The 24,487-nt window shown below is 71.9% G+C and carries 17 protein-coding genes; 7 read left to right on the forward strand and 10 right to left on the reverse strand.

Annotation, left to right across the window (positions count from 1 at the left end; translation table 11 throughout):
• Positions 1–109: 109 nt before the first annotated feature.
• Together ACZ6O5_RS25745 and ACZ6O5_RS25750 are read right to left on the reverse strand one after the other, a co-directional pair.
• Positions 110–2,194 (reverse strand): beta-galactosidase, encoded by a 2,085-nt coding sequence (locus ACZ6O5_RS25745; RefSeq protein WP_465980304.1) that lies wholly within the window; start codon positions 2,192–2,194, stop codon positions 110–112.
• A 115-nt stretch (positions 2,195–2,309) separates the two neighbouring features.
• Positions 2,310–3,839: a cellulase family glycosylhydrolase gene (locus ACZ6O5_RS25750; RefSeq protein WP_465980305.1), complete on the reverse strand. Its 1,530-nt coding sequence runs from the start codon at positions 3,837–3,839 to the stop codon at positions 2,310–2,312.
• A gap of 148 nt (positions 3,840–3,987) precedes the next feature.
• On the opposite strand from ACZ6O5_RS25750, the gene ACZ6O5_RS25755 reads away from it, so the two are divergent.
• Both ACZ6O5_RS25755 and ACZ6O5_RS25760 read left to right on the forward strand, forming a co-directional pair.
• Entirely contained in the window at positions 3,988–5,268 is a 1,281-nt protein-coding gene (locus tag ACZ6O5_RS25755; protein WP_465980306.1) for an ROK family protein, read from the forward strand.
• Between the two features lie 94 nt (positions 5,269–5,362).
• On the forward strand, positions 5,363–7,819 hold the full coding sequence (locus tag ACZ6O5_RS25760) for a glycoside hydrolase family 2 protein (protein ID WP_465980307.1): 2,457 nt from the start codon (positions 5,363–5,365) through the stop codon (positions 7,817–7,819).
• Positions 7,820–7,885: 66 nt separating this feature from the next.
• Here the strand turns inward: ACZ6O5_RS25760 and ACZ6O5_RS25765 are convergent, their stop codons facing one another.
• Genes ACZ6O5_RS25765 through ACZ6O5_RS25800 form a run of 8 tightly spaced genes read right to left on the reverse strand, consistent with a single transcriptional unit; the run spans position 7,886 to position 18,432 of the window.
• Entirely contained in the window at positions 7,886–8,869 is a 984-nt protein-coding gene (locus ACZ6O5_RS25765; RefSeq protein WP_465980308.1) for a PfkB family carbohydrate kinase, read from the reverse strand.
• Positions 8,866–10,185: an AGE family epimerase/isomerase gene (locus ACZ6O5_RS25770; RefSeq protein WP_465980309.1), complete on the reverse strand. Its 1,320-nt coding sequence runs from the start codon at positions 10,183–10,185 to the stop codon at positions 8,866–8,868. The genes ACZ6O5_RS25765 and ACZ6O5_RS25770 overlap by 4 nt, the downstream gene beginning before the upstream one ends.
• Positions 10,182–12,770: a glycoside hydrolase family 2 protein gene (locus ACZ6O5_RS25775; protein ID WP_465980310.1), complete on the reverse strand. Its 2,589-nt coding sequence runs from the start codon at positions 12,768–12,770 to the stop codon at positions 10,182–10,184. The genes ACZ6O5_RS25770 and ACZ6O5_RS25775 overlap by 4 nt, the downstream gene beginning before the upstream one ends.
• A gap of 58 nt (positions 12,771–12,828) precedes the next feature.
• Positions 12,829–13,740, reverse strand: a complete 912-nt coding sequence (locus tag ACZ6O5_RS25780) for an ABC transporter ATP-binding protein (protein ID WP_465980311.1) — start codon at positions 13,738–13,740, stop codon at positions 12,829–12,831.
• Entirely contained in the window at positions 13,737–14,663 is a 927-nt protein-coding gene (locus tag ACZ6O5_RS25785; RefSeq protein ID WP_465980312.1) for an ABC transporter ATP-binding protein, read from the reverse strand. The genes ACZ6O5_RS25780 and ACZ6O5_RS25785 overlap by 4 nt, the downstream gene beginning before the upstream one ends.
• Positions 14,660–15,715: an ABC transporter permease gene (locus ACZ6O5_RS25790; protein WP_465980313.1), complete on the reverse strand. Its 1,056-nt coding sequence runs from the start codon at positions 15,713–15,715 to the stop codon at positions 14,660–14,662. The genes ACZ6O5_RS25785 and ACZ6O5_RS25790 overlap by 4 nt, the downstream gene beginning before the upstream one ends.
• Positions 15,716–15,728: 13 nt before the next feature.
• Positions 15,729–16,718: an ABC transporter permease gene (locus ACZ6O5_RS25795; protein ID WP_465980314.1), complete on the reverse strand. Its 990-nt coding sequence runs from the start codon at positions 16,716–16,718 to the stop codon at positions 15,729–15,731.
• Positions 16,719–16,755: 37 nt separating this feature from the next.
• Positions 16,756–18,432 (reverse strand): ABC transporter substrate-binding protein, encoded by a 1,677-nt coding sequence (locus ACZ6O5_RS25800; RefSeq protein ID WP_465980315.1) that lies wholly within the window; start codon positions 18,430–18,432, stop codon positions 16,756–16,758.
• Between the two features lie 357 nt (positions 18,433–18,789).
• Here ACZ6O5_RS25800 and ACZ6O5_RS25805 point away from each other — a divergent pair, with 357 nt between their 5' ends.
• From ACZ6O5_RS25805 to ACZ6O5_RS25825, 5 genes are all read left to right on the forward strand, one after another.
• The gene (locus ACZ6O5_RS25805; protein WP_465980316.1) at positions 18,790–20,001 is read left to right on the forward strand and encodes an ROK family transcriptional regulator; all 1,212 of its coding nucleotides are present in this window, start codon (positions 18,790–18,792) and stop codon (positions 19,999–20,001) included.
• A 53-nt stretch (positions 20,002–20,054) separates the two neighbouring features.
• Positions 20,055–22,211 (forward strand): alpha-galactosidase, encoded by a 2,157-nt coding sequence (locus ACZ6O5_RS25810; RefSeq protein ID WP_465980317.1) that lies wholly within the window; start codon positions 20,055–20,057, stop codon positions 22,209–22,211.
• Between the two features lie 97 nt (positions 22,212–22,308).
• On the forward strand, positions 22,309–23,061 hold the full coding sequence (locus ACZ6O5_RS25815; RefSeq protein ID WP_465980318.1) for a class I SAM-dependent methyltransferase: 753 nt from the start codon (positions 22,309–22,311) through the stop codon (positions 23,059–23,061).
• A 308-nt stretch (positions 23,062–23,369) separates the two neighbouring features.
• The gene (locus tag ACZ6O5_RS25820) at positions 23,370–23,636 is read left to right on the forward strand and encodes a cellulose binding domain-containing protein (RefSeq protein WP_465980319.1); all 267 of its coding nucleotides are present in this window, start codon (positions 23,370–23,372) and stop codon (positions 23,634–23,636) included.
• Between the two features lie 105 nt (positions 23,637–23,741).
• A partial coding sequence (locus tag ACZ6O5_RS25825; protein WP_465980320.1) for an SGNH/GDSL hydrolase family protein occupies positions 23,742–24,487 on the forward strand: 746 nt, incomplete at its 3' end.

Genomic DNA, 24,487 nt, shown 5'->3' on the forward strand with positions numbered 1-24,487 from the left:
CCAGCGCTTCGCCCGCCGTCCCGCCCGACCACGCGGGTGGTGGCGCGGTAACGCCCCGGGTCTGGTGGAGTCTCCACCGAACCCGGGGCGATCCGGCCCGCGAGAATGCTCAGTCCTCGACGAGGACGCGCACGTCCCACGGCCCCAGCGGCAGGCCGTCCCCCGGGGCGTACCGAGTGCCGTCGAGCACATCCGTGGCCGCGACCGGGATCCGGACGTCCACCGGAGTGAACGACCAGTTGTGCAGGAAACGCAGCCGCTGTCCGCTGCGGGCGGTCGCACCCGTGCTGGTCACCGACTCCGGCACGGCGCGCCACTGGGGTGACCGTGCGGCGTCCAGCCAGCGCATCACGGCCCGGGCGAGGTCGACGTTGGGCAGGGCCCCGACGCAGGTGATCCGTCCGCGTCCGACCGCCCTCGTGGTGACCGCCGCCCACCGCCCGAAGTGTGGGTGGTCGTAGCCGGCCAGCACGGTCGCGTCCTCGGCGACCAAGGCGTCCAGCCAGCGGGTCGCGGCCGGCCGACCGTCCAGGGTCAGGCCGGCGTCCCGGGCGGTCACCGGCACCTCGGTCAGCAGGTTGGCGGACTCCTCGTACCACGCTCCGGCGGCGTCGGCGAGACGCCCGGGCTGCACGTCGGTGCGGGCCCGGGTCTCGCCGTCGGTGACGCCGGTGCGCGGTCCGACGACGAGGTGCCCGCCGGCGTGCGCGTACGCCTTCAGCCAGTCCAGGGTGGCGTCCTCGGCGACGTAGAGCCCGGGCACCACGAGCACCGGATGGTCCGCGACGGCCTCCTCCGCGGTCCGGGCCACGAGCTGGCTGACGTGGACGATGCGGGTCTGCAGCCCGGCGTCGAACGCGCCGCGGTGGAAGGTGTCGAAGAACGCGTGGTAAGAGTCGGTGTCACCGCTGCCGTCCCGCCGGGCCAGCGGCGGGTGTTCCTGCATCAGCCACCTGGTGGGCAGGGAGTGGAGCAGGGTGACGTCGGCGTCGGGGGTCAACCCGGCGACGAGGTCGCCGGCGGCGACGAGCTCCTGACCGATGCGGGCGATCTCCCGGTAGGCGCGTCCGGGCCGCCCACTGTGCGGGATGATGCCGCCCCAGCTGGTCTCCGCGCCGAAGTGGATGGTGTGCCAGTGCCAGTACTCGATCATCCGTGCGCCGCGGCTGACGAGTGCCCAGGCGGCCTGCCGCCACTGCCCGTCGTATCCGGGACGGCTGTGGGGGGAGATCCGGTGGTTGGCGTTGGTCTCGGTGACCAGGAACGGCTCCTGGCGCGAGCTCCACATCCGGTCGGCGTGCTGGTGGATCGTCCAGGCGCCGTCGCCCACCCGGTCCGGCGGCGGCGTCCGGGGGTCGGGCAGCGTCAGCGCGTCCTGCGCCTCGTAGTAGGCGTTGCCCGCGGTCACGTCGAGCTGACCGGCCAGCTCGTCGTCCTCGACCGCCGGCCGCCCGTAGTCGATGCATGTGGTGACGAACTGGCCCGGGCGGGCGTACTCGCGCACGACGCCGGCCTGCCAGGTGATGAACTCCGTGGTCAGCCGCGCCTGGAAGCGTCGCCAGGCGAGCGAGTACTGCGGGTGGGTGTTGCCCTCCGGCCGCCACAGGTCGGCCCAGGTCGACAGCCGGTTCGACCAGTAGACTAGGCCCCACTCCCGGTTCAGCGCCTCGACGCTGCCGTACGTGTGGCGCAGCTCGTCGACGAATCGTTGGAAGACGCCGTGGTTGCGGAACAACCACAGGCCGGGTTCGTTGTCGACCTGGAATCCGATGACGGCCGGATGGTCGGCGTACCGGGCGGTGACCGCGCGAACCACGCGCTCGGCGTGGAACAGGAAGGCGGCGTGGGTGTAGTCCGCCTCCTGCCGGCCGCCCCACCCCATCCGCTCGCCCGTACGGAGTTCCCCGGCGATCTCGGGGTATCGGCGGGCCAGCCACGGGGGCACCGAATACGTCGGGGTGCCGAGGACCACGGCGATGCCGCGTTCGTGGGCGCCGTCGAGGACCGGCTGGAGCCAGTCGAGGTCGAACTGGCCGTCCTCCGGTTCCCACGTCGACCAGACCGACTCACCGACCCGGATCACGCTGAATCCGGCCGCGGCCATCAGGTCCAGGTCGGTCTTGAGCCGGTCGTAGGGCTGGTACTCGTGGTAGTAGGCGGCACCGAACAGCACCCGCGGCGGGAGGTCAGACATCGCCGGCCTCCACGAGCGCCGTCGACAGAAGCAACCGCATGGCTTTTCCCCTCGGATCGTGATGGTGGGCCTTCGGCCGGCCGACGCCCGCGGCGTCGGCCGGCCGACAGGGCATTTACAGGTACGGATCCTGGGTCAGCAGGTGGGCCTGGTAGCCCGCGCCGACGCCGGGCTCCGGGGTGCCGGCCCAGTCCCTGATGAGCACCGCGCCACCGGTGCAGCCCCACGGGTTCCAGGTCCAGGCCAGGTAACTCAGGTCGTGCTCGTCGGCCCAGTCCACCAGCCGCTGCATGTAGTCGAAGCCGCAGTTGTCCTGGCCGAACTCGCCGAGCACGATCGGCACCTGCTGTGCCAGCGGGGCGATCTGGCTGTCCCAGCAGGACTCGCTGGCGCAGGCGTTGAAGCTGTACGCGTGCCACGACGCCGCGATGTTGCGCAGCGGGTCGTTCGGCTTGTAGGTCAGCCACTCCCGCAGGTCGTTGGTCCATTCCAGGCCACTGACCATGAGCAGGTTGGTGGCGCCGGTGGCGCGGACCGCGTCGACGAGGTCCTGCATGCCGGCCACCTCGTAGGGCAGGCCGGCGCAGGTGCCGCCGTCCCGTAGGCACTGCCAGCCCAGGGTCTTGTCCCAGTCGGCGGGCATGTCCGGGTAGGGCTCGTTGAACAGGTCGAAGACCACCGCGTCGTTGCCCTTGAAGGCGTTGGCGACGCCGGTCCAGAACTGCGGGGCGTACCGCGCGTCCGGCATCGGCTTCTGGCAGGTGGCGTGCTCGTCCTTGCAGTGCCAGTCCGGGCTGTCGGGGTAGGCACCCCACGTCCAGTGCAGGTCGAGGATGACGTTGATGCCGTTGGCGACGAGCCGGTTGACGTAGTCCTTGACGCCCTGCTGGTAGGCGGCGCCGCTGGGCGAGCCGTTGACGCCGAGCCAGCACTCCTCGTTCAGCGGAACGCGCACGGCGTGGATGTTCCAGGTCTTCATCGCGTCGATCGAGGCCTGGTCGACCGGCCCGGAGTCCCACAGGCCCTTGCCCTGCACGCAGCCGAACTCTCCGCCGGACCGGCTCACGCCCAGCAGCCGGTACGGCTTGCCGGCCGTGGTGACGATCCGGTTCCCGGACACCCGTAGTTCCGGCGCCGACCCGCTGGGCGGCGGGGTGGTGGGTGGTGGAGTGCTCGGCGGCGGGGTGGTGGGGCCACCGGTGGTCGGTCCCGGGGTCGGTGTGGTCACCGCCCCGGTGCACGTGGTGCCGTTGAGCGCGAACGACGCGGGCACCGGGTTCGCGCCGCTCCACGAGCCGCCGAACCCGATCGAGGTCGAGGCGCCGGAGCGCAGTGGTCCGTTCCAGCTCATGCTGGTGGCCGTCACCCGGGTGCCGGCCTGGGTCCAGGTGGCACCCCAGCCCTGGGTGACCTTCTGGCCCGTGGTGGGGAAGGCGAAGGTCAACGTCCAGCTCGACACCGCGTCGCCGAGGTTGGTGACGGCGACGCCGGTGGTGAACCCGCCCGGCCACTGGCTCTGCACCGTGTAGGTGACCGCGCAGCCGGCTGCGGCCGCCGCTGCGGGAAGGGTGGCCGTTGCCATGCCACCCAGCATCAGCACGCCGGCGGCGCCGGCGGCGGCGAGCAGTGCGTGACGATGTTTCATCTGATCTCCTCGGTGGGGTGAGAGATCGATGGGAGCGCTACGAAACATCCTTTATTAGGTTGGTTACGAAAGTCAACACGTGGTCGGGCCGGACCTGGGTCGCGGTCGGGGTAGTCTGGCGAATCGGGCGGAACACCGGGGAGGGACCGTGGCGAGCAGCCCGATCTGGGCCAGCCGACCGAAGACGCGCGGCCTGGTGCTGGACGTGATCAGGTCGGCGCGCAGCATCAGCCGGGTGGAACTCGCCGCGACGACGGGGCTGACCGGCGCGACGATCTCCGAGGTCGTCCGTGAGCTGATGGGTGACGGCCTGGTGATCGAGGCCGGCCGGGGTGCGCCGACCGGTGGCAAGCCCCGCACCATGGTGCAGCTCAATCCGCTGGCCCGCTTCAGCGTCGGGGTGCAGCTCGAGCGCAACACGTGCGTGATCGTGGTCGTCGACCTGGCCGGCCGGCAGGTGGCCCGGACGTCGTTCCAGGGCGTGGCGACGATGCCGCCGGAGCGGGCGCTGCCGCTGGTGGCCGCGCAGGTGGACGCGTTGCTGGCCACGGCGGCCGTCGACCGCGACCGGGTGTTGGGTGTCGGTCTGGTCGGCTACGGGCCGCAGGATCGACGCGCGGGTGTGCTGCTGACGCCGCAGCCGACCGACGAGTGGCTCGACTACCCGGTCGCGCGGCGACTGGCGGAGCGCCTTGAGCTGCCCGTCCTGCTCGACAACGACGCGGCGGCGGCCGCGATCGGCGAGTACTGGATGGGTGCGGTGGATCCGCGCAGCACCTACGGCTGCATCTACATGGCCACCGGGATCGGCGGCGGGGTCGTGGTCGCCGGCGAGGTGTATCGCGGGAGTTCCTCGAACAGCGTGGAGATCGGCCACATCTCGATCGACGTCAACGGCGACGAGTGCACGTGCGGCAACGTCGGCTGCCTGGAGAACTACGCGGGCCCGTCGGCCCTGGTCCGGCAGGCCCTGGCGACCCCCGGCCTCGCCCGGCGGCTGGCGCTGGACCCGACCGCCGCCGACTTCCTCACCGAGTTCGCGCGGATCGCGGCGGCGGCGAACGCCGGTGACACCGGCGCGCGGGAGCTCATCGGGCAGTCGGCCCGCTACCTCGGTCACGCCGCCGTCACCCTGGCCTGCCTGTTCGACGTGGACGCGATCGTGCTGGCCGGGCCGAGCTTCGCCGTGGCCGGCTCGACCTACCAGACGATCATCCAACAGGAGGTGGACCGCCGCACGTTCGCGCGGCGCGCGCATCCGGTGCGGATCGTGCCGTCGGTCAACGGGTCGGACGCGGCGGCGATCGGCGGGGCGGTCCTCGTCATGCAGAGTGAGCTGACCCTGGGCCGTCCCCGCCCGGCGGACCACGCCCGCACCGCCGGATCGGGCGACGCCGCGCGGACGGGCCCGGAGGTCGCCGCCCGCTGACGCCGCGCGTCCCCGGCGCGTTGACTTACTTCGATGACCTACGTAAGGTTCCTCCTCATCTCTGGCCCCGGCCGCCGACGACGAGGAGAACCCGATGACGCGCACCACGTTGCACGAGGGCTGGAGCCTGCGCGCCGTCGGAGGCCCCGTGCCGGACACCGTCGCCGGGCGGGACGTTCCCGCCCAGGTCCCCGGCGGCACCCACCTCGACCTGATGGCCGCCGGCCTCATCCCCGACCCGTACCTGGACCGCAACGAGGCGGCCCTGACCTGGATGCACCGCGTCGACTGGCGGTACACCACCGCGTTCCAGGCGACCGCGCCCGGCGCGGGCGAGCGGGTGGAGCTGGTCTTCGACGGCATCGACACGATCGCCACCATCGAGCTCAACGGCGACCTGCTCGGCCACACCGCCAACATGCACCGCGGCTACCGGTTCGACGTCCGCGAGTCGCTGCGGGAGGGCCGCAACGAGCTGACCGTGACGGTGTCATCCGCGCTCACCCACGCCGAGCGGATCGAGGCGCGGCTCGGTTGGCGCCAACGCGCCTACCCGCACCCGTACAACGCGATCCGCAAGATGGCCTGCTCCTTCGGCTGGGACTGGGGACCGGACCTGCAGACCGCCGGCGTCTGGAAGCCGGTGCGGCTGGAACGGTGGGACACCGGCCGCCTGGCCCGGGTACGCCCGCTCGTCACCGTCGACGCCGACGGCACCGGCCGCGTCGACGTACACCTGGACGTGGAGCGCGCCGCGGACCGTGACTACACCGCGGTGGTGACCATCGGCGACCGCGAGACGCGGACGGCCGTCTCCGGCGACGCCGCCCACGTCACCGCTCTCGTGCCCGACGCCCGGCTGTGGTGGCCGGTCGGCTACGGCGAGCAGCCGCGCTACGAGCTGACCGTCACGCTCCTGGCCGACGGCGAGCCGGTGGACACCGACCGGCGCCGGATCGGCTTCCGCACCGTCACCGTGGACACCGAGCCGGACGAGGCCGGCACACCCTTCACCTTCGTCGTCAACGGCAGACGCGTCTTCGCCAAGGGCGCCAACTGGATCCCGGACGACCACCTGCTCACCCGGGTCACCCCCGAGCGGCTCGCCCGCCGGGTCGACCAGGCCGTCGAGGCGAACATGAACATGCTGCGGATCTGGGGTGGCGGCATCTACGAGACCGACGACTTCTACGACGCCTGCGACGAGCGGGGCGTGCTGGTGTGGCAGGACTTCCCGTTCGCGTGCGCCTTCTACGCCGAGGAGGAGCCCCTGCGGAGCGAGGTCGAGGCCGAGGCGCGGGAGAACATCACCCGGCTGGTCGCCCGCCCGTCGCTCGTGCTGTGGAACGGCAACAACGAGAACCTGCCCGCGTACACGGACTGGGCGGGCTGGCGCGACGCCCTCGACGGACGCAGTTGGGGGCTCGGCTACTACACCGAACTGCTGCCCGGGCTCGTCACCGAACTGGACCCCACCCGCCCGTACGCACCCGGCAGCCCCTACAGCCCCGGCGACCTGCCGCCCAACGACGCCCGCCACGGCATCCGCCACGAGTGGGACGTCTGGAACGTGGTCGACTACACCCACTACCGCGACCAGATCCCCCGGTTCTGCGCGGAGTTCGGCTTCCAGGGCCCGCCCACCTGGGCGACCCTCACCCGCTGGATCCACGATCAGCCACTGACCCCCACCTCGCCCGCGTTCCTGCTCCACCAGAAGGCCGGTGACGGCAACGGCAAGCTGGCCCGCGGCCTCGCCCCCCACCTGCCCGTCCCGGACGACTTCGAGCAGTGGCACTGGGCGACCCAGCTCAACCAGGCGCGGGCGGTGGCGTTCGGCGTCGAACACTTCCGCTCCTGGTGGCCACGGACCGCCGGAGCCCTCGTCTGGCAGCTCAACGACTGCTGGCCGGTCACCTCGTGGGCCGCCGTCGACGGCGACGAACGGCCCAAGCCCCTCTACTACGCGCTCAAGCACGCGTTCGCGCCGCGGCTGCTGACCGTGCAGCCCCGTGCGGGAAGACCCACGCTTGTCGCGGTCAACGACCACGACCAGCCGTGGACGGGCACGGTCCACGCGACGCGACAGACCCTCGCCGGCCACGTCCTGGCGACCGCCGAGCTGCCGCTCGACGTCCCGCCCCGGTCCGTCGCCCTGGTGGACCTGACCGACCAACTGCTCACCCCCGCCGATCCCGGAAACGAGGTGCTGGTCGCCGCCGCCGACGGGGCCCGCGTCCACCACCAGTTCGCCGAGGACCGCGACCTCGCCTACCATCCGACGCCCTACACCGCCGAGGTCACGCCCGTGGCCGATGGCTACCGGGTGATCGTGCGGGCCACGTCGTACGTCCGGGACCTGGCCCTGCTCGCCGACAAGGTGGCCTCCGACGCGATCGTGGACGACATGCTCGTCTCGCTGCTCGCGGGCGAGACCCACGCCTTCACCGTCCGCACCGCGGCGGCCCTGGCCGACCCGTCCGCCTTGGTGGATCCGCGCGTGCTGCGCTGCGCCAACGCGGCGGCCCGGGCCGACGAGCGAGTCGGGTGAAGAACCCACCGGGTGGCGCGGCTGCGGGCCCGTCCGACCCGCGGCCGTCGTGTCGACGCGGTGGCCTCAGCAGGTCGGCGTCCACGCCACCGCGTCGAGCTCGGCCGATGTCGGTGGGTCGGCGCCCGGCCTGGACACCGTGACGGCGGCGGCGCTCGCCGCCCAGGATCCGGCCCGCCGCAGTTCCTCCCCGCCCAGCGCGGACAGCGCCGCGCGCGCGGTCGGACCATGCGCCCCGAGGCCCACGAGCGCGTCGATGAGCGCCCCCATGAAGGTGTCGCCGGCGCCGATCGTGTCCGCCACTGTCACTGGTACGCCGGGCACGGTGACGATGTCGTCGCCGCGCACGAGCACGCTGCCCGCCACGCCCCGGGTGACGACGACCAGGGTCGGCCCCGCTGACGCCCAGTCGCGGGCCACCTCCACCGGGTCGGCGCCGGGGTAATACCAGCCGAGATCCTCGTCGGAAACCTTGACGACGTCGCTGAGCCCCACCAGCCGCTCGACGCGCGGCAACACCCGCGCGATGACCGGGGTGATCGCCGGGCGCGCGTTGGGGTCGAACGTCACCAGGGCGTGCCCGCGGGCCTCGCGCAACGCGTGCTCGACCGTGGTGGCACCCGGGTCGAGCACGGTGGCGATCGAGCCGGCGTGCAGGACGGCGACGCCGCCCGCCACGGCGGCGCGGGCGAGGCTCTCCGGCGCGAGGTCCCAGGTGAGGTCGAAGTCGTAGCTCGCCGACCCGTCGGCGGCAAGCCGGACCGCGGCGGTCGACGTCCGTCCGGTGGCCGGCGGCTGCGCGACGACGGTGACGTCCGAGGCCTCGAGCCAGTCCCGCGCGGCGGCGCCGCGCGCGTCGTCGGCGAGCGTGGTGACGAGCACCGGCGCGCGGCCCAGGCGCCCGAGCGTCACGGCCACGTTCGCCGGACTGCCGCCGGGCAGCTCACGCGCACCGAGGTCGGCCCCGTCGCCGCGGGGCAGCACGTCGATCAGCGTCTCGCCGAGCACCACCACCGGCCGCACCGGCGACCCGTCCACGCGCCCGCTCATGCCGGCTGCCGACCGTAGGCGCCCGTCGGCGACGCGACGAGCAGCCCCGACCGAAGCGCCCGGGCCAGCGTGGGCGCGAGCGGCAGGCGCGGCAGCAGCGTGGCCTGCAGTGCGTGGTAGACATCGGGCTTGCCGGGCCACAGGGTCGCGGCGGGCATGTTGTGCGGGTCGAGCTCGTGCCACCACGAGCCGCCCGTACGGTCGAGCAGATGACGCTCGGCGTAGTCCCACCAGGCGGCGTAGTGGTCGGCGTACCGCCGCTCACCGGTACGCCGGTGCAGCGCCGCGGCGGCGGCGATCGCCTCGGCCACCACCCAGTGCATCCGCTGGCGCACCACCGGCGTGCCGTCCCAGTCGGTGGTGTAGACGAAACCCTCCGCGCCGTCGGCGTCCCAGCCGTCGTCGACGGCCCGGTCGAACAGGCGCACCGCCGCCGCGACGAGCGCGTCGTCGGCGCCGACCGCGGCCTCGACGTGCAACAGCAGGCGAGACCACTCCAGACCATGTCCCGGAGTGGCGCCGTACGGCTTGAAGGGATCGTCCGGCCGGTCGCGGTTGAGGCTGAGATCCGGGGTCCAGTCCGGCCCGAAGTGTTCCGGCAGGCGCCCGTCGTGGACGGCGGCGAGCTCGACGACGAACCGGGCCGCCCGCGCGGCCCGGTTCCGCCAGGCCGCCGCTCCCCCACCGACAGCCGGCGCGCCCGGGGCCCCGAGCACCTCGACGGCGTCGGCCACGGCGAGCATCGCCTCGACGGAGTGCATCGTGGCGTTGAGGCCGCGGTAGTCGTCGGGTCGGGTGAAGTCGGCGTCCCAGGTGTCCACCGGGCGACCGGCGGTCTCGTCCCAGAACCGGGTGAGGTAGACCTCGGCGGCGTCGGTGAGCAGCGTGGCGCCGCCGGCCCGGCCGGCGACCGCGGCGGACGACGCGGCGAGCAGCACGAAGGCGTGGTCGTAGCAGGACTTGCCGGCGGCGCGGTCCGGGACGCCGTCGGGCCCGAGCGCGTGGAACCACCCACCGTGCTCGGCGTCACGCAGCCGGCCGGTCAGCCCGTCCAGCGCGGCGTCGGCGACGGGAGCGCTGCCGGGCACGCCGAGCAGCACGCCGAGTGAGTACGCGTGCGTGGTGCGGGCGGTGATCCAGGTGAGCACGCCGTGCGGGGGATCCGGCTCGCCGGTGGCGTCCAGGTAGGCGGCACCGCCGTCGGGCAGCGCGGACCTCGCGCCGAAGGCGAGCAGCCGCCGGCACTCGGCGTCCAGCCGCGCGTGGTGGGCGGGCAGGGTGAGCCGGTCCACGGGAACGGCCGGGGTGGCGGTCACGCAGGGGTCCTCTCGGCCGGGCCCAGGAGGGTGTTGGCGCAGCGCACGACGGCGGCGAAGTCCTGCGGGTCGCCGGCCGACGACGTCACGCGGAAGGTGACGGACCGGCCGGCCCGCAGGCTCACCATACCGTCGTCCACCGAGGCCGCGGGATCGACCACGTCGGCGGGGCAGAACACGTCGCGGGCGTAGGACGTGGCGGTCACGTGCAGCAGGCAACCGTCGTCGGTCGGCACCGCCTCGACCCGCAGCGGCCGGGGGTCGAGGCGCTGGCCGAGCACCTCGGCGCCGTGCCGGAACGACTGCGCGAAGCCGGCCGTGTCGTCGTCGGGCTCGGCCACGACGACCTCGCTGGCGGGATCCCCGAACGCGGCGACCGCGGCCGGAACCGTGAGCGTGGCCGCGCCGCGCGCGGGCACCGACACCGCGAGCGTGTCCTTCGCCAGCAGCGCGCCGTCGAACGTCTCCCGCGTCACCGTGAACGTGCCGCGGAACGCCTCCGCGGTGTCGTTGACGAGCACCAGCGCGAGCGTGTCCGGCTCCGGCTCCAACCCCTCCCACGCGGTCGCCGACGCCTCGGCTGACGCGCGCGGCTGCAGGGTGGCCAGGCGCGGCGCGTACGCGGCCCGCAGGGCGTACCAGAGGGGCTTGCGGCGCTCGGCGAAGTCCACGGCGGCCCAGGACACCACCGGCCAGTTGTCGTTGAGCTGCCACAGGATCGTCCCGGTGTTGTGGGGCGTCAGAGAGCGGAAGTGTTCGACGCCGAACCGGATGGCGTGCGCCTGGTTGAGTTGGGTGGTCCAGTGCCAGTCGGCGATGGTGACCGGCTCGGGCAGATGCCCCTGCCAGCCGCGCTCCAGCTTCGCGTTGCCGAGGTTGGCCTTCTGGTGCACCAGCATCTGGGGGCCGAACGGGTCGAGCGGCTCGTCGTGCACCACGGCGGTGAGGGTGGACCAGGCGGGCGGCGCCTGGAAGCCGAACTCGGCGACGAAGCGCGGCTTGTACCGGGCGTAGGCGGTGTAGTCGGTCCGGTTCCACACGTCCCAGATGTGCATGGTGCCGTAGCGTTCGTCGTTCGGGTGCCGGTAGTCGCCGAACGAGTACGGGCTCGCCGGCGAGTAGGGGCGGGTGGGGTCGAGCTCGGCGAGCACGCGCGGCAGCAACTCCCGGTAGTAACCGTCGCCCCAGCCCTGGCCGTCCAGGCGGCCGGCCCAGCCCCAGTCCACCGAGCCCCAGGTGTTCTCGTTGTTGCCGTTCCACAGCACGAGGGACGGGTGAGGGCTGAGCCGGGTGACGTTCTCGCGGGCCTCGGCGTCGATCTCCGCCCGCGTCGGCGCGTCCTCGCGGTACGCGGCGCAGGCGAAGAGGAAGTCCTGCCACATCAGCAGGCCCTGCTCGTCGGCGAGGTCGTACAGGTCGTCGGACTCGTAGATGCCGCCGCCCCAGACGCGCAGCAGGTTGATGTTGGCCGCCAGCGCGTCGGTCACTCGTCGCGCGTACCGGTCGCGGTCGACCGCGGTGAGAAACGCGTGGTCCGGGATCCAGTTGGCGCCCCGCACGAGCACCCGCTCGCCGTTGACCCGGAGCAGGAACGGCGCCCCGGCCTCGTCGGGCGTGGTGTCGAGCTCGACGGTGCGGAACCCGACGCGCCCGCGCCAGGACGCGACGTCGTCCGCGGCGCCGGCCTCGACCGCCACGCCGTACAGCGGCTGGTCGCCGTATCCGACCGGCCACCAGCGCCGCACGTCGGGCACCGTGACGAGGACGACGGCGGACGTCTCGCCGGCGGGCACGACGCCCTGGGCGGTCAGCGCTCCGCCGTCGGGAGCGGTGACGGTGACGGTGAGCGGGACGTCGTGGTCGGCGCGGACGCCGTCGCGTTCGACCGCCACGTGCACCCGCAACAGGCCGTCGTGACGGACGACGCCGTCGCTGCCCCCGGTCGGCGCCACGTCCACGAGTGGCCGTACCGAGGCGATGCGCACCCCGGACCACGAGTCGAGCCCGATCGGCTTCCAGATGCCGGCGCCGGCGACGTCGATGCCCCAGTCCCAGCCGAACGAGCACGCCATCTTGCGCAACTGGTTGTAGTCGTGGTGATTGACGCGCGGCAGGGCGCCGTCGCGCCGAGCCCGCGCCGTCGCCTCGGGCACCGGGGCGGCGAACGTCACCGTGAGCGTGTTCTCCCCCTCGCGCAGTGCCCCGCGCACGTCCCAACGGTAGGCGCGGTGCATGTTCTGCGTCCGCCCCACCGCCTCGCCGTTGAGCTCCACGGTGGCCACGGTGTCCAGCCCGTACGCGACCAGGTCGTGGCGTGTCGAGGCGTCGTCGGACCAGGTGAACGTCGTCGAGAAGCGCCACGTCGTGTCGCCGATCCACTGCTGCGCGGCCTCGTTGGCGCCGTCGAACGGGTCGTCGACCAGGCCGGTGCGCCGCAGGTCCAGGTGCGCCTCGCCGGGCACCACGGCGGGTACGCCGTCGGCGAGGGTCGCGGCGACGGCCGCGGGGACGTCGTCGGGGAGCAGAGGGGCGGTGAGGGTCCAACCGTGGCGCAGGGCGCGGAAGGTGGAGGGGAGGTGAGCCATGCGGTGTCCTCGGGGGTTCGAAAACGAGTGCGGACGTGCGGGAGCGGGGCCCGCCGGGTCAGCCCACGGGCGTGCCGCTCGCCGGGGCCGACGGCACGCCGGCCTTCTCCCACCGACGGGTGCGGTGGTCGTAGCAGACGCTGTTGTCGATCGCGTCGCGGTCCACCGTGACCGCGGCCGTGACCCGGTCGGGGCGCTCGGGATCCGGCGCCGCGCTCGCCAGCAACCTCGTGTAGTCGTGGTGTGGGTCGAGGATCACCGCGTCGGAAGGCCCGCGCTCCACGATGCGACCGCGGTAGAGCACCAGGATCTCGTCCGAGAAGTGCCGCGCGGTGGCCAGGTCGTGGGTGATGTACAGGACGGCGAGCCGGTCCTCCCGCTGTAGGCGGCCCAGGAGGTTGAGCACCCCGAGGCGGATCGAGACGTCCAGCATGGACACCGGTTCGTCCGCGACGAGCACCTGCGCCCCCGGCGCCAGCGCGCGTGCGATGGCGACGCGCTGCCGCTGACCGCCGGAGAGTTCGTGCGGACGGCGCGGCGCGATGGTTTCGGCGGGTGTGAGGTTGACCCGTTCGAGCATCTCCAGCACCCGCTGGTGGGTCTCGGCGGCGGTGCGGGTGCGCTGGTGGATGCGGAGCGGGCGGGCGATGTGGTGCTCGATCGAGTGGAACGGGTTGAGGGAGGCGAACGGGTCCTGGAAGACCATCTGCACCTGCCGCCGGTACAGCGACCCGTGCACCGGCGTGCCGTCGTCGAGTCGCACGTCGACCCGGCCGGACGTGGGCTTCTCCATCCGCGTGAGGATCTTGGCGATGGTGGACTTGCCCGACCCCGACTCCCCCACCAGGGCGACGGTGCGCCCGGGGATCAGGTCGAAGCTGACCTGGTCGACGGCACGCAGCCGGGTCCGGCGCAGGCCGGTGCGAATCCGGTAGTCCTTGACCAGGTCGGTCACGTGGACGAGGGTCATGCTCGCTCCTCGGTGGCGCCGTCGGCCGGGACGGCGGTCTCGTCGACTCCGGTGCGGATGAACGCGCCGCGCGCTCCGGACAGGCTCGGGAAAGAGCCGAGGAGCTTGCGCGTGTACGGATGCCGCGCGTGGCGGTACAGCAGGTCGGCCGCGCCGAGCTCGACGATCTCGCCGGCCAGCATGACGGCGATCCGGTCGCTGATCTCCAGCAGCAGCGGCAGGTCGTGCGTGATGAAGACGACGGCGAAGTCCAGTTCGTCGCGCAGCCGCACGATCTCGCTCAGGATCTCGCGTTGCACGACGACGTCGAGCGCCGTCGTCGGCTCGTCCATGATCATGACCTGCGGTTCGAGCAGCATCGCCATCGCGATCATGACTCGCTGGCGCATACCGCCCGACAGCTCGTGCGGGTAGGAGCCCAGCCGCCGGGGGTCCACCCCGACCCGTCGCAGCACCTCCTCGGATCGCTCGCGCACCCGCGCCCGGGACAGGCCGGGACGGTGGGCCAGCAGGGTGTCGCGAAGCTGCGCCCGCACCGTCGTGACGGGGTTGAGGGCGTTCATCGCCCCCTGGAACACCATGGAGAGCTTGTCCCAGCGGAACGTGCGCAGCTCGGCGTCCGTGAGCGCGAGCACGTCGACGTCCTCGCCGCCGCGGTCGTGGAACGTCACCCGGCCGGACGCGATCCGGGCCGGCGGGCGGTGCAGGCGGTTGATCGCGTACGCCAGGGTGGTCTTTCCGCACCCCGACTCGCCGGCCAGGCCGAGGATCTCCCCCCGATGCAGCGTCAGGCTCGCGTCCCGGACAGCCGTGACCGGCGCGTCCGCCTCGTACACGACGGTGAGATCCTCGACCGTCAGCACGGCATCGGCCCTCGACCGGGCGGCGGCGGGCGCGTCGTCGTGCCGGAGCGTCGTGGTCATCGCGGCGACACCTCCGAGACGGTCGAGCGGTCGGCGGGGGTGCCGGTGACACCCGTTCCGCGTCGGGGCAGTTCCCGCTCCAGGCGCGCGGCCTGACGCGCGCGCTTGCGGTACCGGCGGAGGTTCTTGAGCTTGGGGTTGATGATCTCGTCGATCGAGAAGTTCACCAGGGACAGACCCATGCCGAAGAGCGCGATGATCAGGCCCGGCGGCACGAACCACCACCAGGCGCCGAGTGACAGCGCGAACCCGTTCTGCGCGTAGAAGAGCATCGTGCCGAGCGTCGAGGAGTTCGAGGCGCCCAGGCCGATGAAGGCCAGTCCGGCCTCGCCGAGGACCGCGGCGATGATCGCGAACACGAACTGGGACGCGATGACGGGCAGGAGGTTCGGCAGGATCTCCACGACGATGACCCGCCAGGGTTTCTCACCGGCGACCTTCGACGCGGCGACGTAGTCGCGGTTTCGTACCGAGAGCGTCTGCGCGCGCAGCACCCGCGCCGACGCGGCCCAGCTCGTCAGCGCGAGCACGACCACGATGGTCCACAGGCCGCGACTCTCCCGTGGCACGAAGCCGGAGATCACGATGACCAGCGGCAGGCCGGGGATCACCAGGAAGACGTTCGACAGCAGGGAGAACGCCTCGTCGACGAAACCGCCCCGGTAGGCGCCGTAGATGCCGAAGAACGCCGACAGGACGGTGGCGAGAAGGCCGACGAGCACGCCGATCTGCAGCGAGCCGCGGGTGGCGTAGGCGAGCTGCGCGAGCACGTCCTGCCCGGTCTGGGTGGTGCCGAGCGGGAACTGCGCCGACGGTGGGGTGAGCCCCTGGTCCCGGATCTGCCGGGGGTCGCCCACGAAGTGGACGGCGATGAACCCGAAGAGCGCGATCCCGACGACCAGCACCAGACCGATGGCCAGCCAGGGCGTCATGGAGGGCAGGAGACTGCGCCAGCCGGCCGGTGCGGGGCGGCCCGCCGGGCCGGTCGTCCGGGTCACCGTGTCGGCCGCGTCGGCCACGGTCGGCGCGCTGACGGGGGTGAGGTTCGTCATCGTGGTGTCCCCGTCAGTGCCGGGCGCGGGTGCGCGGGTCGATCAGGCCGTAGAGCAGGTCGACGACCAGGTTGGCGCCGAGCACGGCGAGCGTGATGAAGAGGAAGACGCCCTGCATGAGCGCATAGTCGTTGTTCGTCACGGCGCCGAGCAGACGCCCGCCGATCCCGGGATAGGAGAAGACCTGCTCGGTGATGACCGAGCCGGAGACCACGAACCCGAGGGAGATGGCAAACCCGGCCACGGAGGGAAGAACGGCGTTGCGCGCCGCGTAGGAACGCCGGATCTTCCTCGGCGACAGGCCCTTGGCCTCCGCCGTCAGGACGTAGTCCTCCGACAGGGTGGAGACCATCATGTTGCGCATGCCGAGCAGCCACCCGCCGATCGAGGCCAGGACGATGGTCAGGGCGGGCAGGGTCGCGTACCGCACCGCCGAGAGGATGAACGGCCCGTTCCAGCCGGGGGTGAGCACGACGTCGTAGCCGCCCTGCGACGGCAACCAGCCGAGCACCCGGGCCAGCAGGTAGGTGAGGATCAGGGCGAGCCAGAAGTAGGGTATGGCGGCCAGCAGCGTCGTGGCCGGGACCAGCGAGTCGAGCCAGGTGCCGGGGCGCCACCCCACGATCGCGCCGAGAAGCACCCCGAGCAGCGCGGCGATGACGGTGGCGACCCCGACGAGCACCACGGTCCAGGGCAGCGACGCCAGGATCACGTCGGAGACCTTGGCCGGGTAGTAGCTCACCGAGACCCCGAGGTCACCGCGCGCGAGGTTCTTGAGGTAGTTCAGGTACTGGCTCCACAGGGGCCCGGTGTCGTCGCCCCCGAGGAGGAGCGCGTACGCCTTGCGCGTCTCCGGGCTGACCGCGCCGCCCCGCTGCTGGAGTTTGGCGAGCAGGATGTCGACGGGGTTGCCGGGCAGCAGGCGCGGGATGGCGAAGTTGAGGGTCAGGGCGGCCCACAGGGCCACCGCGTAGAAACCCAGCTTGCGAAGGAAGTAACTCACGGCAGCGCTCTTTCCTCGGGGGCGGCGTCTCGGACAGTCAGCTCTGGGGCTTGAGCCGCTTGAAGATCTCCGCGGCGTCGAAGGCCGACCACACGGCGGGGAAGGCGTACAGGTCCTGGTCCGAGGGCCAGCCGCTGAACTTCGCCGTGTTCCACACGCTGGTCGTCCCGCCGGTCAGGACCGGGACGTACGGCATGTCCCGCACCACCGCCTGCTGGATGGTGTCGAAGTACGCCTGCCGGGCCGCCTGGTCGTCGAGCGGGAGCGCGGCCAGGCCGTCGAGCGCCGCGTCGACCTCGGGGTTGGCGTAGCGGGAGTAGTTCTGGCCGGCGGACTTGCCCACCCTGGCTCCGGTGCCGGAGTCGAAGAAGTAGGTGTAGAGGTAGTACGGGTCCGGCGCGGGGCCCTGCCCCAGGGAGTCGATGACCAGCTGGAAGTTGCCGGATCCCTTCTTCTCCGTCCACTCGTTCCAGGAGGACTGGGCGGCGCGCAGCTCGATGCCGGCGGCCTTGGCCTGCGAGGCCATCGTGTCGATCGCGGTGATGTAGTCCGTCCAGCCGGTGACCACCTCGACCGTCAGGGACAGCCGCTGGCCGCCCTTGGCGTAGATGCCGTCGGCGCCCTTGACCCAGCCGGCCTTCTCCAGGGTCTGCGCGGTCTTCTCCGGCTCGGCGGTCATGGGCGCCGTCTTCTCGGCGAGCTTGGCGGAGGCGAACTGGTCCTGGCTGGGGGTGAGCGTGAAGGCCGGGGAGATCTCGCTCGCGGTCTCCTGGAACGCCAGCTTGTTGAGCTGTGTCCGGTTGAGGGCGGAGTAGAGGGCGTGTCGGACGGCCGGGTCGGTCTGCGGTCCCTTGCAGCCCATCTGCGCGCTGGAACAGGTGGCGAGCATCATCTGGCTCTGCCACTGGGTGTACGCGTCGTACTTGGGGAAGTTCTTGTGCGTGTTCTTGAGGTCGGGGATCGGCCCGGTGAGCCAGTCGATGGTGCCGCCAGCGATGCCGTCGGCGCCGGCCTGGTTGCCCGACAGCGCGACGAAACGGATCTTCTTGAGCTTCGGTTCGCCGCCCCAGTACGTGGGGTTCGCCCCGTACGTGAAGGCCTGCGGCTTGAACTCGTCGAGCAGGTACGCGCCGGTGCCGATGGGCTTCTCGACGACGTCCTCGGTGGGGTTGACGGTCTTCCACAGGTGCTCGGGGACGATCGCCACGGTACCGAGCACGTCGGGGCCCTTGACGAAGGCCGGCGCCTTGAACGTGAAGGTGACGTGGGTGGCGTCCACCGCGGTGACCGTGCCGTCGAAACCGGTGCTGTTGATCGCCGGGGTCTTCTTCAACATGTCGAAGGTGAACGCGACGTCCTTCGCGGTGAAGGGCTGGCCGTCGCTCCAGGTCACCCCGTCGCGCAGGGTCACCGACAGGACGGTGCCGTCCTTGTTCCAGGAGCTCTGCGTCCCGAGCAGCGGCACGGGGTCGGAGACCTTGGCCTTGTTGACGAAGAACAGCGTCTCGTAGATCGCGCCGAGGCCACCGATCCGGGACGGCGCGAACGGGTTGAAGTTGATCTGGTAGTCGCCTGATTGACCGGTGTAGGCCACGAGCGTGGCCTCCGACCCGGCGGACGAGGCGCCGCCGGAGCAGCCGGTCAGCAAGAGGCCGAGCGCGGCTGCGCTGGCGAGCGCCGCCATGCGGCGCGGCCTGCCGGTGAGAAGAGACATCTTGGTCCTTTCACGTGCCGGGGACGACGACTCGCCCGCCGTGGCCCAGGAAGGGCATGGCATGTATTCTTGAGCGACTTAATTTACTCAGTCAATAAGTAGGCCCTACTTGTTTCCATCAAGTTCCAGCCCCCGAGACCGACTCCCAGCGGGGCCGCAGCCACCTGCCCATCCCCGACCACCTGGCAGACCACCAACATCCAGCCGGATCACACCACGCCGACCTTCCTCATCAACTTCACGGACCCAGTGGGGTGCCGCTGCCGGACGCTCCAGAGTTAGTTGACTTTGTTTAGATATGAGCTGGAGTGATCACCTGGCGCTCCCGCCAGGACGGGCCTTGGGAGGACTCGCGGAATGCTCCGCAACGACGATGGCCGCGTCACGACGACCGGGCGGATGCTCGACCTCCTGCGTACCCGCGGCACGCTCAGTCGGGTGGAGCTCGCCGAACTCTCCGGCCTCACCCAGGCCACCATCACGCACGTGGTCCGCCGCCTGATCGACGGTGGCCTCGTCCGTGAGGTGGGCCGTGAGCAGCAGGGCCGGGGCCAGCCCCGGCGCCTGCTGGAGCTGGACGCGAATGCCTGGTACGCCGTCGGCGTCCAGGTCGACCGCACCACGACGACCATCGTCGTGATCGATTTCGCCGGCCGGCGGATCGCGACCGCCGGCCTCCGCGGCACCGGGACGAGCGGGCCGGGTCCGGCCGTCGCCGCGCTGGCCGGCTACATCGACGACCTGCTGCGTGACACCGGTGTGCCGCGCGAGCGGGTCATCGGCGTCGGCCTGGTCACGCACGGGCCCCAGGACCGCGAGCGCGGCATGCTTCTCATGGCCCATCCGACGCCCGACTGGCTCCAGTACCCCCTGACGTCGGCGCTGTCGAACCGACTCGGCCTGCCCGTCCTGCTGGAGAACGACGCGACCGCGGCGGCCACCGGCGAGCAGTGGTCCGGCACGGTGCCGACCGACACGTTCGGGCTCATCTACCTGGGTTCCGGCCTGGGCGGCGGCATCGTGGCGGACGGCAGCGCCTACCGCGGTCGCGCCTCGAACGCCGTCGAGATCGGGCACGTGGGGCTCAGGGGCGCGAGCGCCCCCTGCGTCTGCGGCAACCGTGGCTGCGCCGAGGCCGAGGCGGGCCCGCGCACCGTCGTCGCGCAGGTGCTCACGGATCCCGAGCTCGCCGAGCGTCTCGGCATCAAGGCTCTCGAGGAGGACACCCTCGCCGACTTCGAGCGCGTCGCGCGCGCGTGGCAGGCAGGCGACCCGGACGCCACCGCGATCCTCCAGCGGTCCGCCCGCTGGATCGGCCGCGCGGCGGTGACCATGGTGAACCTCTTCGATCTCGACACCGTCGTACTGGCCGGACCCGCCCTCATCAGCGCCGGCCCGCTCTATCGGCAGTTCGTCGAGGCGGAGCTGACCCGCCACGCGCTCAGCCGGACGCTCAGTCGGCCCCGGGTCCTCCTGTCCGCCAACGTGGACACCGCCGCCGCCATCGGTGGCGCCCTCCACGTCCTCCGCAGCGTCCCCGTGCAGCACATGGCCAGGACACCCGGCTGACGCGATCCATCCACCCCGCCCGGTCCCGCTCGACGACGAGAGCCAGGAGAGAGATGTCGTCCTCGCACACCCCCACACCGCACGCCACCTGGACCTTACTGCGCCGCGACGGCGTCGCGCTCGTCCTCGCCCATCCCGCCACCGGCCTGCCCGCCGTCCTCCACTGGGGCGCGGACCTCGGCCCGATCGAGGCCGGCGACCTCGAGGTTCTGGACCGCACCACCAGTCGCCAGACCGCGCCCGGCACGCTGGACGCCGCCTGGCGCCTACCGGTCGTGCCCGAGGAGGCGAACGGCTGGGCCGGCCGCCCGGGACTGCTCGCCACCCGGGACGGCCGTCCCCTCTTTCCCCGCTGGACGGCGAGGGTCGAGCGCGAGGACGCGACACGCGTGCACGTCACCGCGACCGACGCCGACGCCGGCCTGATCCTGCGAACCCGGGTGGAGCTCGGCGCCGGCGGCCTGGTGCTCCTGCACCACGACCTGGTCAACGACGGCGCCGGGATCGTGGAGGTGGCCTGCTTGGACGCGACGCTCCCGGTGCCGAAGACCGCGGACCACCTCACCACCTTCTCCGGTCGCTGGACCCGGGAGAAGTCGCCGCTCACCACCACGATGCCCCGCGGGACGACCACGCGCGAGTCGCGCCGGGGCCGCGGCGGGCACGACGCCCCCTGGGTGACGCTCGCGTCGATCGGGACGCCACGAAACCGCCGCGGCGAGGTCTGGGCGGTCCACCTCGGCTGGAGTGCCGACGTCCGCCACCGGACCGACCGGGTCACCGAGCACGTCACGCTGCTCGGCGCCGGTGAGCTGCTGCGCCACGGTGAGGTACGGCTGGCGCCCGGCGAGTCGTACCGGACCCCCACGGCGTACTTCGCGTGGTCGGCCGCGGGTCTCGACGGGGTGGCGGACCGGTTCCACACCTGGATGCGCGCGCGGCCCCAGCATCCCCGCACCCCTCGACCGCTCGTGCTCAACACCTGGGAGGCGGTCTACTTCCGGCACGAGCCCGCGCGCGTGGAGCAGCTCGCGCGCCGGGCCGCCGCGGTGGGCGTGGAGCGCTTCGTGCTCGACGACGGCTGGTTCCTCGGCCGCCGCGACGACACCGCAGGGCTGGGCGACTGGCAGGTCGACCCGGCGGTGTGGCCGAAGGGCCTCGAACCGCTGGCGGACCTCGTCCACTCACTCGGCATGCAGTTCGGGCTGTGGTTCGAGCCCGAGATGGTCAACCTCGACTCGGAGCTGGCCCGTGCCCACCCGGACTGGCTGCTCGCCAGCCCGGAGTCGGTGCCGTCCCCCGCCGGGCTGTCCTTCCGCACCCAGTACGTGCTCGACCTGGCCCATCCCGACGCGTGGGAGCACGTGCGGGCGCACATGTCCACGCTGATCGGCAAGCTCGGCATCGACTTCGTCAAGTGGGACCACAATCGGGACCTGATCGAACCGGTGCACGACGGCGCGCCCGGCACGCACGCGCAGACGCTCGCCGCGTACCGGCTGATCGAGCGCCTCAAGGCCGACCACCCCCGCCTCGAGATCGAGTCGTGCTCCTCCGGCGGGGCCCGTGCCGACCTCGGCATCCTCGAACGCACCGACCGGGTCTGGGCGTCCGACTCCAACGACCCGGTCGAGCGGCAGGACATCCAGCGCTGGACGGAACTCCTGCTGCCGCCGGAACTCGTCGGCGCTCACGTGGGCCCCTCACCCGCGCACTCGTCGGGCCGGGCCACCGCGCTGTCCTACCGCATGGCCACCGCCCTGCAGGGCTCGGCCGGGTTCGAGTGGGACATCCTGGGATGCGCGGAGGACGAGATCGAGGCGATCACCGCGTTCGCCGGCCTCTACCAGGAACTCCGCGAGCTGCTGCACACCGGCGCCGTGGTGCACCCGGACGTGCTCGATCCGGCGCTGCGGGTACGCGGTGTGGTCGCCCCCGACCGCGGCGAGGCGGTGTTCACCGTGTGCACGGTCAGCTCGTTCGAGGAGGCGTTGGTCGAGCGGCTACGGCTCGACGGCCTGGACCCGGAACGCCGGTACTCGGTGCGTCTCCGGGACGAGATCGGCTCGGCGCGATGGGGATGGGTCACCCCGGCGTGGCTGGGCAAGACCCCGGTCGTCGTCCCGGGTCGGATGCTCACCGAGGTCGGCCTGCAGCTGCCCACCCTCTGGCCGGTCCAGGCGCTCGTGCTGCACCTCACCGCGGTCTGACGACCGCAGCGGCGATGCGGTCCGTGGTGGGCGCTGCCGCATCGCCGTGCCGGTCGACCCTCTCGCTGAAGCCCTGGCGCCCCGGTAGGAGACCCTGATGAACGATCCCACGACGCTCGCGAACAAGATCGCCTGGGAGACGGCGAACCAGAAGCACGTACGCGAGTACGACGATCTGCTGGCCGAGGCGGCGACCGGTGACTCGCTGATCGATGTCGAACGCGACCTGCTGCGGGTTATCCTGGCCCGCGCACCCGAGGTGATCCATCTTCAGAGCGGCCACGGCTTGGACGACCCCGCACTCGTGCACGCCGGAGCCAGATCCGTGATCGGCGTCGACTACAGCGAAGTCGCCGTCGACGCCGCGCAGCGGCGCGCCGACGAACTCGGCGTGGCATGCCGCTACCTCGTCGCCACAGTGCCGCACACACCCTTGCCGGATTCCGGCGCCGACCTGGTCTACACGGGAAAGGGCGCGCTGATCTGGCTGCCCGACCTGGACGCGTGGGCCCACGAGGTGGTCAGGCTGCTACGACCCGCCGGGCACCTGTTCGTCTACGAGGCACATCCGGCGGTACCGCTGTGGACGTGGGACACCGACCGGCCCCGGATTCGCCCCGACCGCAGCTACTTCGCCGCCAGCCACGTCAACGACACCTTCCCCGGCAACGGCGCGGTCGAGTGGCAGTGGAACCTCGGCCAGATCATCACCGCCGTGGTGGCCGCCGGCATGGAGGTACGGCACGTCGGTGAGTACGCCGAGCCGTTCTGGCGGGCGGGCGGTGTCACCGCCGCCGCGTGGGACGGCCGACTGCCGAACTCCTTCTCCCTCCTCGCTCAACGACGCTGACGACATCGACCCACTTGACTTAATCAGGTTGATGAACAAAGCTCTGAGGTGCGCTCCCATCGACGCTCCCGCTAATTTCAGGAGAGCATCCATGACACCTCATCACGCCCTGCTCGCGTCGGCCGCTGCCGACCCGCTGCTCACCGCGGCGCCGTAGGGAACCCCTCCGGAACGGCCTTTCCGCCCGGCTGCTCGGCGGCACGGCCCCGCCCACGCCGACGCCGGCCCCTCGGCCGTCCCGACCCCGGCACCGTCGAAACCCCCGCCCGCCGGCGGAAGGTGCACCGCCACGTCCCGGACGGCCTCCAGTGGCCGGCGGCTTCCAGGGCGAGGTGACCGTCCGCAACGACACCACCGCGGCCACGACGACGTGGACCGCGACGCTCAGCCTCGGCAACGGCCAACAGGTCACGCAGGCCTGGAACGCCACAGTCACCCAGACCGGCACCACCGTCACCGCACGGAACACGAGTTGGAACGGCGGCCTGACCCCGGGCGGCACGACCAGCTTCGGCTTCCTGGCGTCCACCACCGGCGGCAACCCGGCGCCGACCGTCACCTGCACGGTCGGCTGACCGCACCCGGACCACCCTGGCGGTGGTCGACGCCGGAGAGAGCCGCCCAGGTCACCGTCGGCCGGAAGCTCGACCCGGTGAGGAACGATCTCAAGGAGAGACGCTGTGAGAAAAAAGTTGACCTACGCCTTCGTCGCCGTCCTGGCGGTCCTGGCCTCGTACCTCTTCGTTCAGCCGCAGGCAAGCGCGGCGGCATCCACCCGGGTCATGCTCCTCGGTGACTCGATCACCGGCTCGAACGGCTGTTGGCGGTCGTTGCTCTGGCAACACCTCCAGGCATCCGGATACGGCAACGTCGACTTCGTCGGAACGCTGCGGAACCCGTACTGCTCCGGCACCTTCGATGTCGACAACGAGGGCCACGGCGGCTTCCTCGCGACGGGCATCGCCGACGGCAACCTCCTTCCGGGTTGGCTGTCCGCCACCAACCCGAACGTCGTCGTGATGATGCTCGGCACCAACGACGTCTGGAGCAACAAGGGAACTCCGGCGATCCTGAGCGCGTACTCGAAGTTGCTGTCGCAGATGCGGGCCAACAACCCGGACGTCAAGGTGCTTGTCGCACAGATCCTGCCGATGACCCCGGCGGGGTGCGGCAACTGCAACGCCAACGTGCAGAGCCTGAACGCCGGCATTCCCGGGTGGGCCGCGGCCAACAACACCAGCAGATCGCCCGTCCGAGTGGTGGACCAGTACACCGGTTTCAATACGGCGCAGGACACCGTCGACGGTGTGCACCCCAACGACACCACCGGCATTCGCAAGGTCGAGGCGAAGTTCTTCCCGGCGCTGACCGCACTGCTGGGCACCTCCACCCCGACCTCCCCGCCGCCGACCGCGCCGAACGGGTA

This window comes from Micromonospora sp. NPDC049201 (genome assembly GCF_055586805.1).

Bases quoted from the DNA above. Each gene is read 5' to 3' on its own strand.
- ACZ6O5_RS25780 (WP_465980311.1), bottom strand. From the start codon at position 13,740: ATGACCCTCGTCCACGTGACCGACCTGGTCAAGGACTACCGGATTCGC.
- ACZ6O5_RS25765 (WP_465980308.1), bottom strand. From the start codon at position 8,869: ATGAGCGGGCGCGTGGACGGGTCGCCGGTGCGGCCGGTGGTGGTGCTC.
- ACZ6O5_RS25775 (WP_465980310.1), bottom strand. From the start codon at position 12,770: ATGGCTCACCTCCCCTCCACCTTCCGCGCCCTGCGCCACGGTTGGACC.
- ACZ6O5_RS25750 (WP_465980305.1), bottom strand. From the start codon at position 3,839: ATGAAACATCGTCACGCACTGCTCGCCGCCGCCGGCGCCGCCGGCGTG.
- ACZ6O5_RS25800 (WP_465980315.1), bottom strand. From the start codon at position 18,432: ATGTCTCTTCTCACCGGCAGGCCGCGCCGCATGGCGGCGCTCGCCAGC.
- ACZ6O5_RS25785 (WP_465980312.1), bottom strand. From the start codon at position 14,663: ATGACCACGACGCTCCGGCACGACGACGCGCCCGCCGCCGCCCGGTCG.
- ACZ6O5_RS25760 (WP_465980307.1), top strand. From the start codon at position 5,363: ATGACGCGCACCACGTTGCACGAGGGCTGGAGCCTGCGCGCCGTCGGA.
- ACZ6O5_RS25745 (WP_465980304.1), bottom strand. From the start codon at position 2,194: ATGTCTGACCTCCCGCCGCGGGTGCTGTTCGGTGCCGCCTACTACCAC.
- ACZ6O5_RS25790 (WP_465980313.1), bottom strand. From the start codon at position 15,715: ATGACGAACCTCACCCCCGTCAGCGCGCCGACCGTGGCCGACGCGGCC.
- ACZ6O5_RS25810 (WP_465980317.1), top strand. From the start codon at position 20,055: ATGTCGTCCTCGCACACCCCCACACCGCACGCCACCTGGACCTTACTG.
- ACZ6O5_RS25805 (WP_465980316.1), top strand. From the start codon at position 18,790: ATGCTCCGCAACGACGATGGCCGCGTCACGACGACCGGGCGGATGCTC.
- ACZ6O5_RS25815 (WP_465980318.1), top strand. From the start codon at position 22,309: ATGAACGATCCCACGACGCTCGCGAACAAGATCGCCTGGGAGACGGCG.